The organism is Anatilimnocola aggregata (assembly GCF_007747655.1).
Lineage (GTDB): Bacteria > Planctomycetota > Planctomycetia > Pirellulales > Pirellulaceae > Anatilimnocola > Anatilimnocola aggregata.
Map to the genome: position 1 here is coordinate 3551026 of NZ_CP036274.1, position 22354 is coordinate 3573379.

Here is a 22354-nt window from a genome sequence, read left to right on the forward strand (position 1 = left end):
CTGCATAGAATCCAGCCGTAAGAAAATGATTGGCACGTTCGTTAGATGCGCGGGAAGTTGCTCAACAGGCATGGAACTGAATTTTTTTTTGGCAGTTCACGTCGAAGGGCAAAATCGGAGAGATGACGTTCAGTTCGCCGACCGAAACTGCTTGAGGGCCGGCACCAGTTTCCGCAGCTCGGCGACCAGTTCGACAAGCGCACCTCTGGCTGCGGAGAAATCTCCCGCGCCACCAGCAGTCTCTAGTCGTTGGGCGGCATCCATAGCGGTGGGTGCCGCAAAGTAGCCGCACGAACCTTTGATGGTGTGGCCAGCGCGGCGCAGGCGAACGCCATCTTTCGAAGTTAGCGCGTCGCGGGCTTCGGCAAGCATTTTGGGGCCTTCCAGCAAGAAGGCATCGATCAACGCCTTCATCAGATCGACATCGCCAGCCGTTGCCGAAAGCGCCGATTGCCAGTCGATGGCGAGAGGAGAAACCGGGATTGGCTTTGGCCCGGACGAGCTTGTTGTCGCTGAGGTGGGAACAAGCGGCGCTCGGGGCGGACTTGGCGGCGGCTTGGCTGCCGACATGACACGGTCGACGGCCTCGAACAGGAGCGGAGCTCGAATTGGCTTCGCCACGTAGTCGTCCATTCCACCTTCCAGGCAGCGTTCGCGATCACCCTTCATCGCGTGCGCGGTCATCGCAATAATCGGAACGGGCTGCTGATTGGCGGCTAACTCGGCACGTCGTATTTCACCCACCGCTTGCAGCCCGTCCATAATGGGCATCTGCAGGTCCATGAGAATCAGATCGAACGTTGACGATTGCCAGGCTTTGATTGCTTTATGACCATCGTCTACCACCGTCACCTGGTGGCCACGCTTCTCCAACAGAGCAACGGCCAGTTTTTGGTTCACCAGATTGTCTTCGGCCAGCAGCACTCGGAGTTGCGCGGTGACGGGCTGACTGCTGGCAGATAGTGCGACCTTCCCGTTCTCGTGAGTACCGGGCTGCATGATGTTGAGAATGGCGTCGAACAATCGCGATGGGTTGACCGGCTTGGCGACCACACCTTGCACTCGTGGCGAAGTTTGCCGTTGGTCGGCCAAAGGAAACGGGCCAGGTAGCAGAATGACCGAGGTGGTGGTCAGCCGCGGATCGGCGTCAATGGCATCGATCAGTTCCAGTCCGCTCATGCCGGGCATTTGCTGATCGATAATGGCCAGGCGATATGGTTTGCCCCGACTGGCAGAGGTGATTAACTCACCCAGCGCGTGCGAGCCGCTGTCAGCTTCGGTGATCGGAAATCCCCAGCATTTCAAAAGTTCGCTCAAGCTCTGGCGACTACGGGCATTGTCATCGACGACCAGTATCGGCGTGGCACTGCAGTCGAGTTGCGGCGAGGGTGTGGTTTGGTTCTCAGATTTCTGCCGCAGAGTGATCGTGAAATGAAATGTCGACCCCTGAGTGGGCTGACTCTCGACCCAGATGCGCCCGTGCATCAATTCTACGAGGCGTGCCGAAATCGAAAGTCCCAGGCCGGTACCGCCATATTTCCGCGTGGTGGTGCCATCGGCTTGCTCGAACGCTTGAAAGATTTTGTCGACGCGATCGGCGGGAATGCCGATGCCCGTATCCGCGACGGAACAGTGCAATGTCAAGCGATCGCTGGCCGCATGCTGCGCTTCGACATTCACAAATATCTCGCCGCGTTCCGTGAACTTAATCGCATTTCCCACGAGATTGGTGATGATCTGTCGCCACCGCGTTGGATCGCCGATTAAGTGATCGGGCACGTCAGGAGCGACGCGATAAATCAATTCCAGTTCTTTTCCGTGAGCACGAAAGGCCAACGGCTTTAGCAAGTCGTTCATGGTTGACCGGAGTTCGAAGTCGATCTCTTCGAAATCGAGCTTGCCGGCTTCGATCTTGGAGAAGTCCAGCACGTCATTGACGATGGCAATCAGCCATTCGGCAGAGTTGCGCACCATCTCCAGATATTCACGCTGTTGACCATTCAAGCTCGTATCGAGCAGCAGATCGGTCATTCCCAGAATGCCATTCATGGGGGTGCGAATTTCATGGCTCATGTTGGCCAGGAACTGACTCTTGGCCAGATTCGCCGCATCGGCCGCATCCTTTTGGCGCTGAATAATCTCGCTGGCGTGCTCGATGATCTTCGACTGTGCGAGGAGTAGTGTTTCGCTGCTGAGCAGGCGGACGTCACCATCCGGAAAGCGAATCACGACCGGTTCGTAGATAATGTGGCGTGAACGCGATAGTGCGACGGCGACGGCAGCCGGCACCGTCATTGTCGAAGGGAGTTCCAGCGAGTCGGTTTCCACGGCAGCGGCCAACACCTCGATGGGGCGCCTCATATAGAGTTCGAGGGCGAATGGCTTGCTCAACTGGTTGAAGAAACGCTCGCGCGAAATGGTCGCCAGGTAGCGACCGTTGGCGACAATGAGCACGCCGGGTAACTCGGCACTTCGTTCAAACTCGGCGCGAACGTTCGTCCCCCACGTGTCGGGAGTTACACGATAGTTATGAACCGGAAGGTCACCCAGGGTCGAGTTGGCATGCAGCGTGGGATTTGCAGGTCGCACGCCCGAGGTGTCTTTGCTTCCTCTAGTTAGTCGGAGCGTTTGAGCGTGGTCCATGTATCCGCAGTTCTAATTGCTGCCCAGCGGGATCGAGCCAGACTTCGTCGACAAAGGCTTTCATCAGAATCAAGCTGCGATCGCCGAGGCCATCGTGGGCAGTCGCTTCCGGACTTGAATCCTCCAGCCAGTTTAACGGGGGACCTTCATGGCGAATCGCAATCAGACCTTGTGCCGGCGATAACTGCACAGCTACCAACAGCTTTCGGTCAGATACTCCTGGTGCGCGTCGGCGCTCTTCGACCAAGGGTTGGGCGGCACCACGATGAAATTGAACTTGCCGCATGTCGGCTTCGGAAAGTTCGAGATTGCCGCGGTAAAGGCACATCCGCAACGCTTCTTCCAGAGCCATCCCAAGCCGTACCTGCCCCCCCACATCACACAACCCCATACAGGTCGAGATCTGTTGCACGAGTTCTACTAGTCGCTCCAAAAGAGCGCCGTCATTCGCGAGGTCGAACCGAAAGTTTGCTTCTTGCATGCAGGAGGCGAGCAACTCATAACTGCGGTCGGACTTCGCCAGGTCAAGCACTTGATCGACCGAGTCGAGCAGTTTTTCGGCCACTTGCGACTTCGGAACATAGCTGGCCGCACCTTGCTCTAAAGCGCGGATGGCCAGGTCCTCGCTGCCGTGTGCGGTGATTAGCACAACCGGCACATGTGGATAGTGCAAGCGGATCGCGGTGACGAGCTGCAAGCCGTCCATTTCCGGCATTTGCAGGTCTGTGATAACCACATCCTGCTTGGTTGCTTCCATTTTGGCGAGGCCGTCCAGGCCGTTGGTCGCAACGGTTGTCTTCATGCGCGAGTCGCGCTTCAAGATCCCCTCGACCAGAATGCGGTCGATTGGCGAATCGTCGATTACGAGCACGTTAGGCATTACGTTAGTTCCAGAATTTCCACCACGGTCGTTCATTTGCCGCGCTGGCAGGCGAGCGCGCAAGGGCGACCTCGTCCTTGGTCATTTGAACCAGCTGCTGATGAAGCGGGGTTAGCTTGGCACCGACGACTTGAGCACGCGCAAGCTTGGCTCCGTCGAACCGGGCGTCGGTCAAGTCGGCGTCGCGCAGATCGGCACTACGGAGATCGGCGTTGCGGAGATCGGCACCGCGGAAGCTGCCGGTGATTCGCGCCATGGTCAGGTTCGCTCCGCGCAGGTCTGCCCCATGAAAATCGACATCGGTGATGCGGGCATAGCGAAACTGAGCCTGCTGCAAATCTGCATTTCGAAACGAGACGCCGATCAGCACGGTCTCGGCGAAGTCAGCCGACGTTAGCTCTGCTCCTTCAAACCGTACATTCGTTAGCAAGGCACGATAAAAACTTGCCGCTGCGAGCTTGGACTCGCGGAAATCAGCATTCTTCAGGCAGGCGTGCATCATGCTCACGTCGGCCAGAGACATCGCCGAGAAGTCTGGCGAATCGAGGTTCACTGCCGAAAACGAATGGCCGACCAGAGAGTCCTTGAAAACTCGCAGCAAGATTTGGCTCGAATCCCGCTTTCTGATCTCGATCATTGCCGTGCCTCAGTTGGACACTGCCAGCTTCCTGCGAATCATCTCCCATGAACTTACTCCGCCTGCGTCTTAGCCCCCCCATCGTAGCGAATGCCCCGTACCGTTTTCGTGAAGGAAAAGTGAAAGATAAGTTAAGAGTCGCAGCGCACTAGCCAAGATCAAGGCTTGTCCGCTCGATTGAGCACCGCCGTCTGGGGCGATGCGGCACGCGCTCAGCGCGCTTTCCCAGCAGGGGAATAAGAAAATTGGGGTAACTGGCATTCGTTTGAACCGTTGGTCACGGCAATTGTGGATGCCGTTCTTTCGCCAACCTCGAAGACGCATGTATTGAACCGAATTGTCCAACTTTCTGCGTAAGCCGCTTAGCGAAGCCGATAGATTCCAGATCGTGAGGTTCCAACGAACTCCACCTTTCCTGCTTTTTTCAATGCATTCAGATCCCGTTGGACCGTCTTTACCGAACATCCAAAGTGCTTGGCCACGTTTGGAGCGTTGAGCGGCCTTCCCTTTGCGAGCTCCTTCAGGATCCAAGTCTGACGTTCATTTCCGACATCGGGGACGTTCCGATTACGGACATCCCCATTAGGGACATCAGGGACATCCCCACTAGGGACACTAGAGACATCATGTCCCTGATCGTTGTCCTCAATGTCCGTGATCGCGCTTCCCGGTGCCAACTGGACAGTTATCGCGTCGGCAAAACGGTATCCTGGGCCGCCACTCAGAATGACCTGATGTCCATCGCATTGGATATTTGCCAGCTGCCCTAAACGCGCGGTAATGTCCTCGCGCAAATCCCGAACGAGGCCCGCAACGGACTTTTCGCCACTTTTCAATTTGATTCGTTGCGCGATCTCGTCCTTGTCATATGCAGGAAACTGCCCGTCAGGTCGGCGCTGGGCAAGCAACTCAAGAAAGTCTCGCCGTGGTTTGGAGCGAGCCCCACTACAGATGTCGACATCGCAAAGGGTTACCCGATCCTCACGAAACACCATTAGCCCGCCAGCGAAGAGAGAAGGCGTTACCGCTTTAGGCCCAGTTGCAGGAGACGTAGGCTCGCCTTGAGGGACTGTCGCGGCGGACGGAGATTGTACTTCCGGCCTTTGTCCCATCAACTCGGTAAAGACGGCAGCAAATGCTGCCGCACCCTCGTCCCAGTTGTTCACATTCACTTTGGAAGCTGGCGCTGATGCTTCGACCTTACGAATTTCAAGCAGTTCACCATTGCCGTTACACGGCGGCCTTGGCAATGTCCCAAGGTCTTGGCCGGCTGCTTGGAGTCTGGCGACGGTCTGCGTTTCCTCTTCTGACAATGGTCTCCCGCCGGGCCCCATTCGTCGCAGCCAGTAGCCGGGGCCATGAGGCCCTCGCTTGAACACAAAATCAAACACGAATGCCGGATCCGAATCAGGATTCAACCCGTTAAGATCATCCCGAGCCAGAACGCCTTGGTCGGTTAACCTCCATTCTTGCGGCTTGATCATATATGAATGAAAAGGACTAGCTCCGCCGTGCGAACGACCACACCAATCCCGCCACGCATCGCGCCAAACTTCGAATTGGGTGGGCGAGGCCTGCTGAAGCGCCTCGTGGTAACCAGATTCTCCCGTAGCCTGGAAGCGTATTTCGATGCATGTGGAATGATTGGCTATCGTGGTGCGTAGCCAACCTCGCCGTTCGACCATCCCCGAGGAAATGAGCAGAAAAAGAGCTCGGGTTTGTAGATGGCTCAAACAATCACCATCGACGTCTGCCCAAACAACTGGAATTGCCCGAAGCAGGTCGGAGATCGCCACCTGCAGCGACTGAGCCTCCAAATCCGTCACCGGCAACTGGGCTGAGACGTTCTCTTCGTTTGGCCCGGGGTGTTGTTGCTTGCTCATGCAGACAGTGGGAACTCGAGAGTCCGAGGTGAAAGCAAAAGAGTTTAGCAATCGACGCAGACTAATTGCAATGTGGATCGCGCGATGGAATTCGCTTCGACCTAATAAGCTGCTCTGATAGCTTCCGACGCTCCTTGTGCCGCCAGTCGATCTCAAAGGCCATCATTGTTATCGCTAGGTTAGTTAATCGTATTCGTTTGCTGTGCGCGCCGCACTGGCCGATTTTGGCTGCCTATGGCCATCCCTATCCAATCGCGAGCAAGTCCGCGTGGTCGAGCTACTCGTAGAGACGGTGGCCCACGATGGGCGTGACAGCAATCTGGCGATTTCGTTCCGGTCGGCAGGGATCAACGAGGAGGCAGTGGCATGAAATTGGAAATGAAAGTGCAGTTCAAACGAGCGGCCAAGGGGAAGAAGAAACTGGCGACGGAAGAGTAGGCCCCGGTCCTTCGTGTTCCTCGCATCGCGAAGCTTATGGCACTAGCGATTCACTTCGACCAGCTGATACGCGAGGGGAAGGTGCGGGATCAGGCGGCGATTGTGGAGTACAAGATGTCTCGTAAGCAGCTTCTCGTGAATCGCAGCGCTGTGCGTCAAAACCAACCCCGACGTGGTGCAACGCATTTCAAAGGTTTGACAATAGCACTCAGACTTGCACAATCAGTCCTTCCGTGGTCAATCCCCGCCGTTGGAGGTTCGTGTGAATTCAGTTCCCGGCTACGAAATCGGTCGAATATACAACCGCACAATTGCCATTCATGCACGCTTTGGCGGCCAGCAACAGGGCGGAATCTCGACTCCTGCTGACTATCCATATGTGTTCTTGTTCACTGGGGAAAGTGGCGAGCAGTTTGGATACTCTGATGGCTGGAACAAGGATGGAGTTTTCATCTACACCGGCGAAGGGCAAAAAGGTGACATGCAGTTTGTGCGAGGGAATTCTGCGATTCGCGATCATGCGGCTAACGGGAAAGCCTTGCACTTGTTTGCATCCTTAGGCAAATCAAAGGGGTACAGGTATCTGGGCGAATTTTGCTGTGCAACTTGGGAAGGGCGAACAGGCACAGATGTTGAGGGGTTGGAGCGAAAAACGCTCGTCTTCCATCTCGTACCACTTTCAGCAATTGAGCCATTGGAAAATCAACGAACTCCAGCAGCGGCATCGATACGAGATCTCCGCGCTGCGGCATATGCAGCAGCAAGCGAAGCCGCCCAGGCCGAACCGAAGTCGGCAAAACGCATCGTTTACGAACGCAGCGCGGCAGTGCGCGACTTTGTTTTGGCTAGGGCGGCCGGAACTTGTGAACTCTGTCGCATGCCAGCACCCTTTTTTCGTCCCAATGGTTTGCCTTACCTTGAGCCGCACCACATTCGCCGTGTTTCGGATGGGGGGCCGGACCATCCGCGTTGGGTCGGCGCAATCTGTCCGAATTGCCATACGGAGATTCACTTTGGCCTAGATGGGAATGCAAAGAATCAGGCACTCAAAGACTATGTGCGACAGCTGGAAGACCAACACTAAACTGAAATCCGTCGGCTCGGTGCCGGCTACGAAGTTCGCTAGTCAGTTCAATCACGTCAGCGAAAGGGTCCCGGCACCGGCAGTTATCCTGGTGGCGTCGGAGGACATTTATAGGCTCGGTGGCTACAAATGACCGATCACGAACTGCTTGGGCTCATTAATACAGCTAAGAAGGACTTTGGGCACAAATGCTCAAAATACGCTGGGGCGGTTTGCGCCGAACTCCTCAAGCATTCGTTGTCGCGACACGGTGTCACGGCCTCTGCACGTGACGTCTTTATCGACGGTATCCCTATCGAAGTAGACCTGTTGATCGCTCGGGAGGGCGTTGAACCGAAGCACGGCCTGCTTTACCGCCCCGAGGATGTGCGCGTGGTTTTGGAAATCAAGAACTCGGGTGTCTTTGAACTGAGTGCAATCTCGAGGATCAGGCATAACTTTGACGCGGTGCGTGACAAGAATCCGAAAATTACTTGTGTTTATGTCACACTTGCTGAGCTGAAAGGATACAAGTACGCCGTTACTACTGAGGCACTCGGCTATCCGGCATACACGTTGTTCTTATACAACAGTTCGCAAAAAAACCGCAAATACGAAGTCACGGGGCATTGGGACAACCTCATCCATGACTTGCAGCAGATGGCTGGATGTGTTCCCTGCGGCTAACCGCGCACGCGCTTAGCGATCTACTAAGAATGAACGCCGGTCGGCGCGTTGCCGGCCAGTGAAAATTGATTGCGCTAAGCCACCATGCGACACTCGAGGTTTGGTGTAATCATCGATCTCTGGAAGCCGCAGGTAAGCTGACTGCCGAACAATTATTCCACCGATTTCCCTTCGGATTTCAAACAGTTCACGCGACGTTGTTTCACATCGTCGAAGTACTTCAAACGTGGAGCGGGTGCGTGGCCCCGACCGTTTTCAAGCCGCCGATGTTACCGTATGAAGCGGAGATGTCGTTGGAGCGGCTCACGGAATGGAATCGCGAACTTTCCGATGCCTTTTTGGTGGCAATCGATGCATCCCATGACCTGGAACTGCTGCATCGCGATCGCCGGTTAGAACAGATCTTCCACCTGGTTACACATGGCACGCATCATCGCACGCAGTTTATTACGATGCTCCGCTTGCTCGGCAAGGATCCGCCGTTCGAAGCTGGGGACTTCGGTGGCTGGAGCATGGGAATAGACTCGCGGGCAACCGGCTAATCACCGCTGGTACAGACCGGCCGGACAGCTAGCGTTTTGGTAAGGTGAAGGGATTCGGGGCCGTGTCCCCGTTCTTGATCGCAACTTGTATCCGTGGCCCGAGTAAATACCCCGGGAGCCGTGAGTTTTAAGCTGTAGCTTCGCCATGTCAGCAGGTTACTGAGGAAACAAGAGGATGTTTGATTTTGACCACGTGAACCGGGTTTACCGGAGTTTTGCTGACAATGAATGCCAGGGTTACTCCGACCTGTACTTCAACTTGGCCCATGCGGTTGCCGCCAAGGATGAGCTTGTTGCATTCCTTTCCCCCTTGCCCGTCATTCAGCCCAATCTCTTTCTGGCTGCTATTCAATACCTTGCCGGGCAGGAATGGATGCCAAAGTCGGCTAAAGAGTTAGAAGTTTTTGTGCAGCGGAGAGGTGTAGAAATAGCGACGCTAATGAATTTGCGACGCACGCAAACTAACGAAGTTGGCCGCTGTGCAGTACTGCTGCCAGCATTGCCTGACGGTCCTCTCGCACTACTGGAGGTCGGTGCAAGTGCCGGGCTTTGTCTGCTTCTAGACGAGTTCTACTACGACTATGGTGACACAAAGATTGGCATTCCAGAGTCACCCGTAAGGCTACGGTGCCAGACTCAGGGCGTGCTTCCGTTGCCCGAAAAACTGCCGCAGGTTGTATGGCGAGCGGGGTTAGATCTTGCGCCGGTCAATTTACGGGACCAAGCTGATGCTCGCTGGATGTCATCGTGCGTATTCGCTGATCATGTCGAGAGACAACAGCGGCTTCAGGCGGCGATGGACTTGGGCAGACGACGCGAAGTCAAGGTGCATCAAGGCAATCTAGTGACTGATCTAAGGCAACTAATTGACGATGCCCCCGACCACGCACTACTTGTCGTATTTCATTCGGCAGTGCTCAGCTACGTATCCCCTCAAGAACGAAATATCTTTGCCAGTAACATGGCCGATGCGTCCCGAGCACGTGACATCATCTGGATCTCGAATGAATCGAGATCCGTCGTTCCGGAAATTGCCGCGTTAGCTCCGCCGTCGGGTCCACGTCCGTTCTTGCTAGGCCGGACAACATTTCATCGCGGTGAGCGAAGAGATGAATTTCTGGCGTTAGCTCATCCCCATGGGGCAGAACTTGAATGGCTGCACCCACGATACTAGCCGGGATTTCAACTCCGCGCTCTCTCGTCACCTCAACCGAATGAACCACACGCCTCCTGCAATCAACTCAGGCCACTACCGCTTAAATAGCTGAGCAAATGCCGAATGTCGACCGGTTTGGCCAGGTGAAGGTCGATTCCGGCGGCGGCCGATGCATCAACTGCTTCCGGCTGGCTGTGCCCAGTGATGGCGATGATCACAATCTCTTCAGCATCCGGCATAGCTCGCACGGCCTCAGCGACCTGATAGCCATTCATGATGGGGAGGCCCAGATCGAGCAAGATTACATCCGGGCGACGGACGTTGGCGACCTGCAATGCCTGGAGCCCCGTGTAGGCCACGTCGACGGTATGGGCGCACTGGATTCGCAGCAGCATTGCCAGACTGTCAGCTGCATCTTTGTTGTCCTCAACGACTAAAATCCGCAGAGGCGTGTGAGATTCAAAAGTGTCAGACACGGATTGTCCTTGGCGAAGGGAGAGGAGAGCACCAGAGTTTAGCCTGAATCTAGCGTGCCTTGGCCAGTATTCGCGGCTCGGCAAGCGGGACGACAGCAACCACTGCTTCGGGCTAGCTCGGCCAAATTAGATGTCGTCGGTGGGGTGCCTACCGCGCTGGGAACCTGCAGTAATGGTGACCACGCTCTCCAGTTAGTATCTGCGTCCCGACCAGTACCCCGGATCGAACGAGGCCATTCCTCTTCGGTCCATGTGACCGAACCGAGTTGGCGCTGCAGATGCTATAGCGCAGCCATTGGTGCAAAAGCCAACGGACCTAGCTGGGCAATTCAAGCCGTGTCCGCCTTCAACGACAACAATAGCTTCTCAAGGGCCACAAAATCCACCGGCTTGACAAGGTGTTGATTGAACCCGGCGGCTTGCGACCTCCGCTTGTCCTCGTCTTGCCCCCAGCCTGTCATGGCAACAACGATGGTGTTTTTGCCCCACGGCTGTTCTCGAATGCGGCAGCAGGCTTCGTAGCCGTTGAGCTTCGGCATCCCAATGTCAAGTAAGATGACGTCGGGCCGGAATGCTTCTGCGACATCTACTGCTTGTAGGCCGTCGTGCGCAGTACTCACGTCGTTCCCCAGCAATTTGAGCAATCGCCCTAGCGATTCGGCCGAGTCTAAATTGTCATCGGCGACCAGAATGCGGCGGCTAGTCGATTTAACCGGCTCGTCGACTACTGGCGGCCTGATTTTCTCAACAGCTGATAATACGAGCGGCAGTCGTACAGTGAATTCGCTACCCCGCCCTTCACCTTCGCTGTGAACTTCGATGGTCCCGCCGTGCATTTCGACAAGCCCCTTAACCAGCGAAAGCCCGATTCCCAATCCGCCTGTCGTCCTCTCCAGCGCGCGGTCTACCTGGGTGAACATATCGAATACCTTGGTGAGCATACTGGGCGGGATTCCGATGCCATTGTCGGTGACCGCCACGACCGCCATGCCGTTCTCACAACGGACAGCCAACCGAATCTGCCCGCCCGGGTGCGTATACTTAGCCGCGTTATTCAGCAGGTTGGACACTACCTGGGCCAGTCGGGTCAGGTCGCCATTCATCGAAATCGGTTCGTCCGGTAGTACGACGGCCAATTCGTGCCCGAACTGCTCAATTGTTGGTCTGCTCGTCTCCACGGCGGCGTCAATTACCGTTTTTAGTTCGACCCTTTCCCGGCGGAGTTGCAACTTGCCGCTTGTCACCCGGCTCATGTCGAGCAGGTCGTCTACCAGCCGGACCAACTGCGTGACTTGCCGCTCCATCATGGCGCGGGTTTCTTCGATCGTTCCATCAGCGCCGGCGAATCGCAGGACTTGAAGGCAGTTGCGGATCGGCGCCAGCGGGTTGCGTAATTCGTGAGCCAGGGTCGCCAGGAACTCGTCCTTGCGTCGGTCGGCGTCCCGCAGTTGGCCAACCAACCGCTCCCGCTCCTCTTCGATAAGTTTGCGGGCGGTGATGTCCGCGACCGTACCGTCGAAGCTGACGAGCCGCCGCCCTGGCCCCTCGTGATCGTAACTCGCACGCCCTTTGGCGAAGACCCAGCGGACAGACGCGTCCGGGTGAAAAACGCGGTACTCCTCGGCATACGGGGTAGGGTCATCAATGCGGGTCGACGCTACCACCGCCTCGTGCAGTCGCTCCCGGTCGTCCGGGTGAATGGCGGCGAATGCCTGCTCGTAATCCATAGCCTCGGGGGCGCCCGTGAAGATAATGCGGAATCGCTCGTCGGTGGTTAGGGTGAAGGTCGCCGGGTCGACGTGCCAGGTGCCCAACTCTGCGGCATCGAGGGCCAACCGCCGCCGCTCTTCGCTCTGACGCAACGCCGCCTCGGCCTCGCGTCGCTCGGTCACGTCGCGCGTGGTCCCGGCTACCGCCTCAACCTCGCCGTCGGCTCCGATAATGGGCACAAAGATATAGTCGTAGTGCCGCCGCCCGTGCGTTCCGTTGAACGGCACCTCGCCGCGGATCGGCTGCCGCGTGGCCCGCACCTGGTCGATCTCGCGGTCGTGCATCTCCGCGTGCCACGGCTCGTAGCCGATCTCCAGGAACGTCTTGCCAATCGCGCCCTCCTGGCCGCGACCCCACATCTTGATCAACGCATCGTTGGCATAGAGAACCTTGTGGTCGAGGCTGAAGACATACACGAAGTCCGGTGTGCTCGAAAGCACCGTTTCGTACAAGCGCCGTTGCCGCTCCGACTCAGCGGCCAAGCGAACAATCTCTTGTTCGGCATGTTTGCGGTCGGAGATGTCGATGATCAGCGACATGCCTTCCGAAGTCGAGTCGTCGAACCGCGTGCCCGCGATGATCAGCGGCACGCGCGAACCGTCCTTGCGAAAGTATTCCTTCTCGTAGGGGGCAGCATGTCCGTCCGCTCGGATGGTGCGGATCCCCTCTTCATTGCGGAGGGTCCACTCGGTCGGGGTCATGTCGCGGAAGTTTAGCCGACCTTCGGCCAAGTCTTCGCGGGTATACCCGGTCATCCGCAGAAACTCGGCATTGGCGTCCAGGATCAGACTGCTGTCCAAGTCCCAGCGGATCATGCCGACCACGTTCGACTCGAACACCCGGCGGAGCCGGGCCTCGCTCCGTTGCAACGCCTCCTGATTCACTTTCTGCTCGGTAATATCGCGGATATACGTGGTCAGTCCGCCGTCCGCAGTTGGAAACCCCTTTAGGGAATACCACCGACCAAACGGTTCGTAAAAGTTCTCGAACTCGATCGTCACGCGATCCGCCACTGCTCGCCGGAACTCGGCTTCAAACTTCGTGCCAACCAGCGCGGGGAAAACCTCCCAAACGTTTCGGCCGAGCATTTCGGACCGGGTCAGCCGGTTGATGCGTTCGGCCTCGGCGTTCACATAGACGATCCGCCAGTCGGCGTCATATCGCATGAAACCGTCGGTGACGCTTTCGAGGGTCGTTCTGGTCTGCTCCTGCGCCGCCTGCTGCTCGGCCTCGGCGCGGTGCCGTTCGCTGATATCACGGAATACCAGCACGCACCCAGTGATTGCTCCGGCCTGGTCTCGGATCAGGGCGGCACTGTCGTCAATGGGCCGTTCCGTGCCATCCTTCGCGATGAGAACGGTGTGGTTTGCCAGCCCGACGATGACCCCTTCCTTCAATGCCCGCAACCCCGGGTTCTCGACCTCCAATCGGGTGGATTCGTTGACGATGCGGAGCACCTGCCGCCTCGTCGTGCGTCCACCCGGTCAGAACCTCAGCGACGGGATTCATCGTGGTGATGTGGCCGTCGGTATCCGTGGTTATCACCCCATCTCCGATACTGCCCAGCGTGACTTGCAAACGTTCGGTCTGCTGTCGAGCCCTCTCTTCCGCTTTTTGGGATTGCTGCTGCGCGCGGCGGAAGGCTTCACCGAAGCCGATGAGAATCGACGCCGTGGCCAGGTAAACGAGCAAACCGACGACGTCGGCCGAGTCGCTCAGATCGAGTTGCCCGCGGGGTGCAATGAACAGATAGTGACAGAGCAGGTAGCCGAGAGCAGCAACGAGCAGCGCGGTCCGCCACCCGCCGATCCAGACGGCAACGCCGATTGCCCCGAACAAGGTGGCGAGCGGGAGTGTATCCGCCATCACCGGGTCCAGCAGCCAACGAAGCAACACCGCCGCAGCTAGACTTGCGAGCGAAATACTATATGCGAGAAAAGAGGCCGGGGCGGAACGGTTCATCAGCGACCTTTGCGCAAGACCACAGGTCTATCTCGAAAGTCACAATTACGTAGGACCAGGATTCTGCCGGTGTAGACAAGTAACGTCAATCTGGTTTGAAATCAGGAACAAGAGGTCGGATCATCCAGCCCCTGGCACCGCCATCGAATTCGACCTGCTCGCGGGACGCAATCGTCGTCAGGATTGAGCACCACGGCGTCGATGACAAGGACTAACAATTGTAGCCCACCAGAAGGCAGCTGGAGAGCATTTCATAGCGTGCTTCGGTCCGACACTTCGAAGTGAGGCCCGGCGCTCTCGGTTAGTATCTGCGTCTCGACCAGGCCCCGGACGCTAGTTCAGTCAAATTGGATGCGATCCACCCTGGTCTAGGTGGTATTAAAGGGGCGCAAATCTACTCGGCGTGTAATTCCGATCGCATTCAGAAAAGTCTCGTCGTGGCTGGCGACAAGCAATGCTCCGTCGTAGTCGCGTAGGCCTGCTTCGACCGACTCGATTGAATCGATGTCCAGGTGATTCGTCGGCTCATCCAAGACCAACAAAGGTGGTGGCATCGGCCCGCCGAGAACACAAGCCAAGCCGGCACGCAGTATCTGTCCGCCGCTGAGGGTCGAAACAATCTGGAGCGCCGATTCTGCCCGAAACATGAATCGCGCCAAAGCGGCGCGGCAGGCGTTTTCGTCGGCATGTAGGTTGATCCGGAGGAAATTGTCCCGGATCGAAGCCGAGCGATCGAGGAGTTCCACACGTTGATCTAGCAACGCGAAATTGACTGGGACCTCAACCGTGCCATTCCATGAAGCCAACTTGCCGGTGATGAGCGCGATTAGCGTCGACTTTCCACATCCGTTTGGTCCTGCAACTGCAATTCGCTCTGGACCTCGGATGCTCATGGAGAAGTCCTGAATTATCGCTCGACCTGGCTCGTAGCCAGCAGTTACCGCATTCAACCTGATCACCATTTTGTCGGCGGGGAGGCATGTCGGCGGAAGTTTGACGGATAGCGGCTGCAGAACTTCGACCCGCCCGCGCGCGATTGCCAGCGCATCACGGGATTCATCTCGAATGCGATCAGCGATTCGGTTATTTTCGCCGGTTGTCTTTTCGCTCCGATCCTTCATTCCCCCGAGCAGGATTCGCGGCGTCCCCCCCTTGGCTCCCTTCTTTCGGCCTGTGCTACTTCGGCGAGCTTGTCGTTCGGTCGTCGCCTGGGCGTATCGGGAAGCGTCAGAAACACGCCTTTCTGCATCCGCAAGGTCGCGCTTTGCTGCAGCCAGTTCCTGAGCCTTCTGTGCTCGGTACGCACTCCAGTTGCCGCCATATCGCGAGGCACCGATCGTGGTTAGTTCAACGATCGCATCCATCGTTTCGAGCAGTTCTCGATCATGACTGACCACAATTGCACCGGCCCGCCAGTTGCTAAGAAGTTCAAGTACGGCTGAGCGCCCATCGCGGTCAAGGTTATTGGTAGGTTCGTCGAGCAATAGAAAGTCAGGCTCAGAGAAGATAAGTGCGGCAAGACTCGCACGAGTGCGCTGGCCACCCGACATCGAAGTAAGATGAGCGTCGGGTTGTACGCGCAATCCAACGCGGTTGAGCGCAGTAGCCATACGCGTCTCAAGCGTCCAGTCAGCGTCCGCAAGTTCGTCATCCGTTGCTTCTCCTCGTTCAGCGCGACCCAGTACGGCCAATGCTGAAGTCGCACCGAATAGGTCGGCAACTGTTTGATCGGCGTTCACCTGCACGGTCTGGCGCAAACAGCCAAAACTACCGCTGACGGTTATCTTTCCAGTCTGTGGCTTTAAATTGCCGGCAATCAGCTGGAGAAGCGTGGTCTTACCGATACCGTTCCGGCCGACCAGTCCAGCCTTAGCTGGCCCGAAGGAGAGGTTCAGATGCGAGAAAAGCGGACCGCTCGAAGTGGAGTAGGCGAGATCAACGAGTGTGATTGAGGCTGGCATACGAGGTTCCTTCCTGGCAAGGCGACGGTTCGAAGAACGTAGCGGTGTCCAAGTCGGTTTTCCATTGTTGCCAGCAGCCTCCAAGCGTGAAGAAATCGAACTACAGGAGGACGCGCAGCGGGAGCGAAGGTTCGCGCTCTCTGGTTAGTATCTGCGTCCCGACCAGTACCCCGAACGGAACGAGGCTGTTAAACACTTTTCCGGCGAAAACAGAGAGCGGAGAGAGTTCTGGCGAGGGTGGCGGGCAAATCGCCGAGGCGGCCGAAATAGAGAGTGCCGCCGCAATCGAGCAGAGAGCGCAGCCGTCGTCGTAAACTCTTACAGATCAACGCCTAAACGCCAAACGCCGGCAGAACTCTCTGGCCGGCTTGGTGCGTTAACCCGTGGGTATCCCGAATTTCGGGATTTTGGAGAAGCTCCCTGGTCGGGACTCTCCTACTAACCGCGCTCTCTGTTTTTCGTCTCAGATTGGGACGCGGTTTTGTGTTAAGCAGTTATGAGGAGAGTTCGGCGCGATACCCCAGTCGTGAATTCTGAACTCGGGTTAACAGCCGAGAGAATGATTTGCGCTATCGTTGTGAAGATGGGCTTTTAACCAAACCATCGTGAGAATTGCAGCGACGCGAAGCTGTTGAGTTTCAGCAAATCGAGATGTACTCTGAAATCGAACGACGCAAAGCAGTGGCCAACAGAGCACGCTTCGAGCGAAGCCAGGTTTTCGCGGCAATGAAGCAGCCGCAAGCTTGACAGCGCGGTCCGGTGAGTTGGTCGCAGGTTTGGCAGGTTGCGAGGCGGGCGCTGCGGACGGCCGAAGAGGTCAGGCGACCACCACTAGCCGCGAATTGGAGGGCTGCGTTAGTGGCAGATGCCGCCAGCTGGTTGACACCGGGCTTCGTGGATTGTTGTTCCCCCTGAGACATTGCCAATCTTCCTATCGACTTCGCTTTGTTGAAGAACGATCAATCGTAATGTTCTGAGTGTCCGTTCCGCGAACCTTTCAATTACCCACACTTTGCGCCAAGCTGAAGCCAAGGTGAATGTCGGTCAGACGCGCCATGCCGCGCCAGATCACCATGTTGCCCGGCGGCGAGTCGCGTGTGCGGCCGAGGTAGCCGCCGAGCTTTGCTAGTCGCACGAGATGGGCCCACCGTTTTTTTGCGCGCATCGGTTTTCATGGGAACGAGGCGAGCGAGGAATTTCATCTCCGTGTCGGTAAATACCAGGCGAGCTGGTAGCTCAGGTGACAGTCGATTCACCATGGTCAGCCATAAGACTCGCCATGCCAGAATGCACAGGAGTGCGATCAGATTGGCCAGTCGCTCCGCCGTGCGCAGCTTCGATTCCTCTGCCCTGCAGCCGGATTTGAGGATCTTGTGAAAGGTTTCGATTTTCCACCGCATCGCATACCAATCCAATTTCTCGACGGCTGCAGCCTTGCTGGCGACAGGAAGGTTGGTGATGAGTTTCCATTGGATTGGCTCGCGATGCTTGGGCTTGCCGCGTTCCGTGGCATGGATCACGATTAGCGTCATCCCGGCGTAGCGTTTCTCCTTGCCGATAGGCGGACAGACCGGGAGCCGGAGGTACTTCAGTTCCAGCACGGCGGTCGACGTCTGCCCCTTGGCATCCAGCACTTCTACCCGATGTACAGCTTTGATGGGCTGCCGCCGCATCGTCTTGGCCGCCGTCTGTTCACCATCACCTGAGCGACGATCAACACACGTGCGAAACACAAACTGCGTGCCCAGCGATTCGCATTCGCCGAAGAGTTCATAAATGTCGCTTTCTCGGTCGCCAATATGAATGCAGCGTTTGGTGTCGCCCAACAGTTCTGTCGACTGTCGTACGTTCTCGAGCCAGCGAACACTCTCCTTCTTTTCAATCGGAATGCGCGTGGTGTTCACCGAATGCTTGCTGCTGACGTCCGGGCCTCGGCCCATGAGGGCGTTGAGACCTTTGAATTTCTTACGTGTCCAAAGCTTGATTGCCGCCAGCCCCAGCGGCAGACCTTCAGGTGTCACCACCAGACTCGAATGCATGAGCAGGCCACACACGGTATGCATTCGCTGTCGCCCCTTGCTGTCCTTCTGTCCGCGGGCGACCTTGTGAGTCTTTCCGATGGCCTGCGTATCGCTCCGCGTATAGGAGAACTCGGTGGTATCGTGCAGCACCAAGATCGGGCCTTCGGCCGAAGCTAAGCGCTCGCGCGTGGCCTGAAAATGCCCGCCCAGAATCTCTGTCTCGCTCACCCGTTCGTTGTCAATGAACCGATACGCTCCCTTCGTAGCGGCCCAATCTTGGCAGGCGGTCGGCAACGAATCGCCGATTTTATCACCGAGACTTTTGAGCAATTTATCCATCCGCGATTTAAGCCGCACATCGGGAAAGTGGCAGCCGTCCAGTTCACGATCCACCCAGACATCCATGTCGGGAGCTCCGCTTAGCAAACAATCCGACCGTTACGTGACTCGCCCGCGGCTCACTCTAATCTTGATTCTCCGCAGCAAAAACAGGAATATTTGTGGGTAATTGAAAGCTTCGCGGAACGGACACGAACATCATGGTCAGTGAGGTGAGGCGGCTACCACTGCCTTTCGTGCGACGATGCCGCAGGCGGATGGTGGCGAACGTCGACTCGATCGGGTTGGTGGTCCACAGGTGTCGCCAATGTTCTGCAGAGAAGTCGTAGAACGTGAGCAGCGCGTCGCGATCTTTCGTCAAAGGGCTGGAAATAGGGGACACATCATGGGAACTCCTTGTGAGTGGCACCAGACGAATCAAATCTTGCAAATGTTGCAACTATGGCAATGCAATATGATGAATACGCCACTTTCCCCTCTCCTTAACAAGAATCAAGACACAGTTCCTCTCCTGAGAACGGACCATAAAGTGCGACTGCCGACCTCTCTTAGTCGACTCAATTCGTTGAAGATGAACAATTAGGCCTGGTGATTCATTTCGCGGAATTGACTGCAATGCAGTACGAAATTGAGGTAACGTCACTTTGCTTTGAAAATCCGTAGATGCCTCTTCGTACGCCTCAATCTCTGCGGCCTCTTCGTTAATATGACCTATGAATTCAAGGACAGCGAGTTTCGCTTCAGTGGAATCACTCTTAAGAAGCTGAAGCATTAAAACTGAGCCACCGCAAGCGCAGAATATAAGCAAGGCCACGCAACCGATTATATAAAGTAGAGCTTTGGGCATTGCACCTGCCTAGCGAAATACAATTCACCAAAAATTGGCGCCTAACGAGCACGAACGAGAGGATCAACAGGCTTAACCCTGATTGGCACATATCTCGTGACAACGCCACCTTCGGACGGAACGTCGATAGAAGTTATGAACGGTAAAAGCGTCGGAAATAACGAGGAACTCGTAATTAAAGGCGAACCGAACTCACTTGACTCGTGAATAATCGACAAGCGGCCGCGTGAACATTCTATTTGCGAAACCATTGTCCAGTCGATAAAAAATTCCCCTATCAAGGAAAGGTCAACAAAAATACCACTGTCACAAACCTTCCAAACAACAAATGGTGCCGACGCTGAAAATCGCCCAGGCACACTTAAAATAGCCCGATATCCTGGAGACCTAACGAATTGCGATGGAATCGGTAGAGTGTCGGCCCAGCCTATTCGGCTATGCTTAATGCCGCATAACGATATTGATAGGCCAATGATTGTCAAGTACGGTATACCTACAAACATCAACGCCAGGGCAAGCGAAAAAAGCGTGTCATGCTTGAGCATAGCGGCCATCGCTAAGCATGCCAGCGAAGCAATCACTGAAAGCAGCGATAATGCAGCTGGCACCATTCGACGCCACAAATAATTCGATCTTTCCATACCTAGGCTCAGTGAGTGTATCTTCCAGGTAAAACTATATCTCTAATCATCTGATTAAATCGTGTGCGCATGTTGGCCTGGCATCCCGCCGCGCCAGCACCAGCGCGGGCCGAAAAGACAGTCCACGCAGTAATGACCGCCCGAGGTGTGATAGCTATCGTCTCCGTTCTTCCCCAACCTATATAGGCCCCCACCGGCTCGGGTGCGCGAGCGATTACCCCCCCGGCGACGGTGGTTGTAAGAGGTGGCGTGGGCGAATTGATTGAAGTATCGCTGATGTTTCCAATAGTAACTCCTCCGCCAACTCCTTCTCCAGCACTCACGCCGACCGAATACGAGTATCCATTGAGATCGTCTGGATTGGTGGTATTTGTGTAAGAACAGGCACCGCCACCGAAAAGCCCTGGACCAAATGGATTAAATCTAAAATTTCCGGAAAGCAAGAAACCAAATTGCCAATCAAGCGGAGACTCTTCGTTTACGACCCAAAGTCCCTGTGCCGTGGCGTCAAGCCCGATAATCCCTTCCGCGCTACCAGTCGGTCCAAATGCGTACGTGCCATTTCCAATAGGCGCTACAACTCGCCGTGCCGTAGCTTCGGCAGTTGATTGCCGACGCTCAAGACCATTTGGATCGGTAGCGTCTAGCGGATTATTCCCAATATATTCAGCTAGATTCGGGGTTCCAGCGGCAAACCCGATCGGATCTTCACTCATCCACCTTCCCACCGTCGCGTCGTACCACCGATTAAGATTGTTCTGCAGACCGGTCGAATCATCAAACGGTCGAGCTGTAAAGCCAATCAGCGAGGAGGTGCCCGCCTGGCTCGTCAGATTGCCGAAGGAGTCATAGATGCGGTGGCCGGTATCGACAGTGTCCGTCAGCCCAGAATCGTAGGCCACAAAGTCCCGCGGCGTACCGAGTTGATCCGTCAGTCCAAAATTCGGCGTATCGCCATGCGTGATGTCCGCGATCAACTGATCGACGTTCGGTCCCCAACTATAGATGTGGGAAAGATCGCTACCATCGTCTCCGGCAAACTCGAGCGCAAGCTGGTTGCCGTCGTAAGTAAAGAAGCTGTCAACCGCCGCCGCGGCACCTGCTCCATCCGAATCAACTGACCTCCGAATCCACCGGTTGAAGACATCGTAGCTATTTTCGACCACGCTAAGCACATTGCTCGTGTCGCCCTTCTCGGTCACTGCGACGAGTCGGTTACGATGATCCCAAGTGTACTCGGTGACGTAATTCGTGCTGATTTTCGTACGGGTCGCACGATTCCCTTCGGCGTCATAGGTGTAGTTGTAAATACCATCGGATTCGAGTTGGTTATTTGTCCCTGTCGTATAATCAGTGTCGCGGTTGCCGTTGGCGTCGTAGTCGTAGGTTTCATCGGTCGAGCCGGTGTGATCGGCCCCTACGAGTTGATCGGTATCGTCGTAGTCGTACTCGCTGAGCCCGTCCAGGAACGAATCGATCGAGAGAATGCGGCTGGCGGCGTCGTAGGTGTAGTCGTACCCTGCCCAGGTCGTGAGTCCGGTAGTGTGCAGGATGCCCGTGAGCCGGTTCAGGTCATCGTAAGAGTAGGCCGTGTCGGCCACGCCGATCGGCATCGTGTTGCCCACGAAGCGGTTCAGTTCCGTGTACTGCCCCAACTTGTTGTAGCTGAAGGCCACGCGATGCCAGAAGCTCGCTTCTTCGTCGCTCTCGCGGGTCAGTTGCGTGAGGCGATTCAGGTCGTCGTAAACAAAGCCGGTGGTAATTTCCTCGGTCGTGCCGAAGTTCCAGCGGCTTTCGGTCCGATTGCCGGCCGCGTTGAACTCGTAATCGAAGGTGAGCGTATCGGTGAACCCCGCGAAGGTCTGCACTTCCTGCGTCACACGACCAAGTTTGTCGTGGATGTAAACGTTGATCGCCGCCGGATCGCTGGCCTCCGTCAGCTGGCTGGCCGCATCGAACTCAAAACCGATCGTCCGCACGAGGGATACTCCGTCGTACCACTTTTCCGCCGTTCGCCGATGCAGCGCATCATACTCGTACTCCGTCCGCTGATCGGGGCGATCCACTAGCTCCAGATTGCCACTGCTGCCGTGGCGGTAACTCGTTGCCAGACCAAGCGAATCGATTTCGGTCACCAACTGGACTAGCGAGTTGGACATGCAGACCACGGTTGATCGCGTGAGCACACCCACCGTCAGGGACGGAGTACCGTACGTGACCTACTCGCCACCCGAGATTATTGCCTTGTACAGCCTACTTTACGATTCGATCAATCCCTCAACTCGCATTTTAGAGAAACGTAGCGAGACTGCACGTGTTCTTGTAGCTCACGAACAATGCCAATCGCCTCGCCTCGGGCGATATTACTATCTGTCCGCAGCATTCGCCCGGGCCCAAAGTCTGGCCCG

The 22354-nt window shown here is 56.3% G+C and carries 14 protein-coding genes and 1 pseudogene; 4 read left to right on the forward strand and 11 right to left on the reverse strand.

All coding sequences use genetic code 11. The features are described 5' to 3' along the window. Positions 1–129: 129 nt before the first annotated feature. The 4 genes from ETAA8_RS13540 to ETAA8_RS13555 all read right to left on the reverse strand — a co-directional run bounded on the left by ETAA8_RS13540 (position 130) and on the right by ETAA8_RS13555 (position 6043). On the reverse strand, positions 130–2643 hold the full coding sequence (locus ETAA8_RS13540) for a response regulator (protein WP_145088849.1): 2514 nt from the start codon (positions 2641–2643) through the stop codon (positions 130–132). Beyond that, a complete protein-coding gene (locus ETAA8_RS13545) occupies positions 2612–3523 on the reverse strand; it encodes a response regulator (RefSeq protein WP_202921818.1) in 912 nt (303 codons plus the stop codon). The genes ETAA8_RS13540 and ETAA8_RS13545 overlap by 32 nt, the downstream gene beginning before the upstream one ends. A gap of 4 nt (positions 3524–3527) precedes the next feature. Beyond that, positions 3528–4160, reverse strand: a complete 633-nt coding sequence (locus ETAA8_RS13550; RefSeq protein WP_145088853.1) for a pentapeptide repeat-containing protein — start codon at positions 4158–4160, stop codon at positions 3528–3530. 362 nt (positions 4161–4522) lie between these two features. Then, a complete protein-coding gene (locus ETAA8_RS13555; protein WP_145088855.1) occupies positions 4523–6043 on the reverse strand; it encodes an HTH domain-containing protein in 1521 nt (506 codons plus the stop codon). Positions 6044–6743: 700 nt separating this feature from the next. On the opposite strand from ETAA8_RS13555, the gene ETAA8_RS13560 reads away from it, so the two are divergent. The 4 genes from ETAA8_RS13560 (at position 6744) to ETAA8_RS13575 (ending at position 9947) form a co-directional block, all read left to right on the forward strand. After that, positions 6744–7565: an HNH endonuclease gene (locus tag ETAA8_RS13560; protein WP_202921819.1), complete on the forward strand. Its 822-nt coding sequence runs from the start codon at positions 6744–6746 to the stop codon at positions 7563–7565. A 129-nt stretch (positions 7566–7694) separates the two neighbouring features. After that, positions 7695–8231, forward strand: coding sequence for a hypothetical protein (locus tag ETAA8_RS13565; protein WP_145088858.1), 537 nt, complete (start codon positions 7695–7697; stop codon positions 8229–8231). 65 nt (positions 8232–8296) lie between these two features. After that, positions 8297–8773 (forward strand): DinB family protein, encoded by a 477-nt coding sequence (locus ETAA8_RS13570; RefSeq protein WP_145088861.1) that lies wholly within the window; start codon positions 8297–8299, stop codon positions 8771–8773. 175 nt (positions 8774–8948) lie between these two features. After that, positions 8949–9947: a DUF2332 domain-containing protein gene (locus tag ETAA8_RS13575; protein WP_145088864.1), complete on the forward strand. Its 999-nt coding sequence runs from the start codon at positions 8949–8951 to the stop codon at positions 9945–9947. A gap of 62 nt (positions 9948–10009) precedes the next feature. On the opposite strand, the gene ETAA8_RS13580 is transcribed toward ETAA8_RS13575, so the two are convergent. From ETAA8_RS13580 to ETAA8_RS13610, 7 genes and pseudogenes are all read right to left on the reverse strand, one after another. Continuing rightward, positions 10010–10405: a response regulator gene (locus ETAA8_RS13580; protein WP_145088867.1), complete on the reverse strand. Its 396-nt coding sequence runs from the start codon at positions 10403–10405 to the stop codon at positions 10010–10012. Positions 10406–10734: 329 nt separating this feature from the next. Continuing rightward, positions 10735–13602, reverse strand: a complete 2868-nt coding sequence (locus tag ETAA8_RS35250; protein ID WP_391484818.1) for a PAS domain-containing hybrid sensor histidine kinase/response regulator — start codon at positions 13600–13602, stop codon at positions 10735–10737. Further along, positions 13496–14137 (reverse strand): DUF4118 domain-containing protein, encoded by a 642-nt coding sequence (locus ETAA8_RS35895; protein WP_145088874.1) that lies wholly within the window; start codon positions 14135–14137, stop codon positions 13496–13498. The genes ETAA8_RS35250 and ETAA8_RS35895 overlap by 107 nt, the downstream gene beginning before the upstream one ends. 368 nt (positions 14138–14505) lie before the next feature. Continuing rightward, positions 14506–16098 (reverse strand): ABC-F family ATP-binding cassette domain-containing protein, encoded by a 1593-nt coding sequence (locus ETAA8_RS13595; protein WP_145088877.1) that lies wholly within the window; start codon positions 16096–16098, stop codon positions 14506–14508. 1001 nt (positions 16099–17099) lie between these two features. Further along, entirely contained in the window at positions 17100–18524 is a 1425-nt protein-coding gene (locus tag ETAA8_RS13600) for an IS4 family transposase (protein WP_202921820.1), read from the reverse strand. Between the two features lie 127 nt (positions 18525–18651). Next, positions 18652–18819: pseudogene (locus tag ETAA8_RS13605) on the reverse strand (transposase); the annotation flags it as partial. Between the two features lie 1135 nt (positions 18820–19954). After that, entirely contained in the window at positions 19955–22105 is a 2151-nt protein-coding gene (locus ETAA8_RS13610) for an RHS repeat-associated core domain-containing protein (RefSeq protein WP_145088880.1), read from the reverse strand. Positions 22106–22354 lie beyond the last annotated feature (249 nt).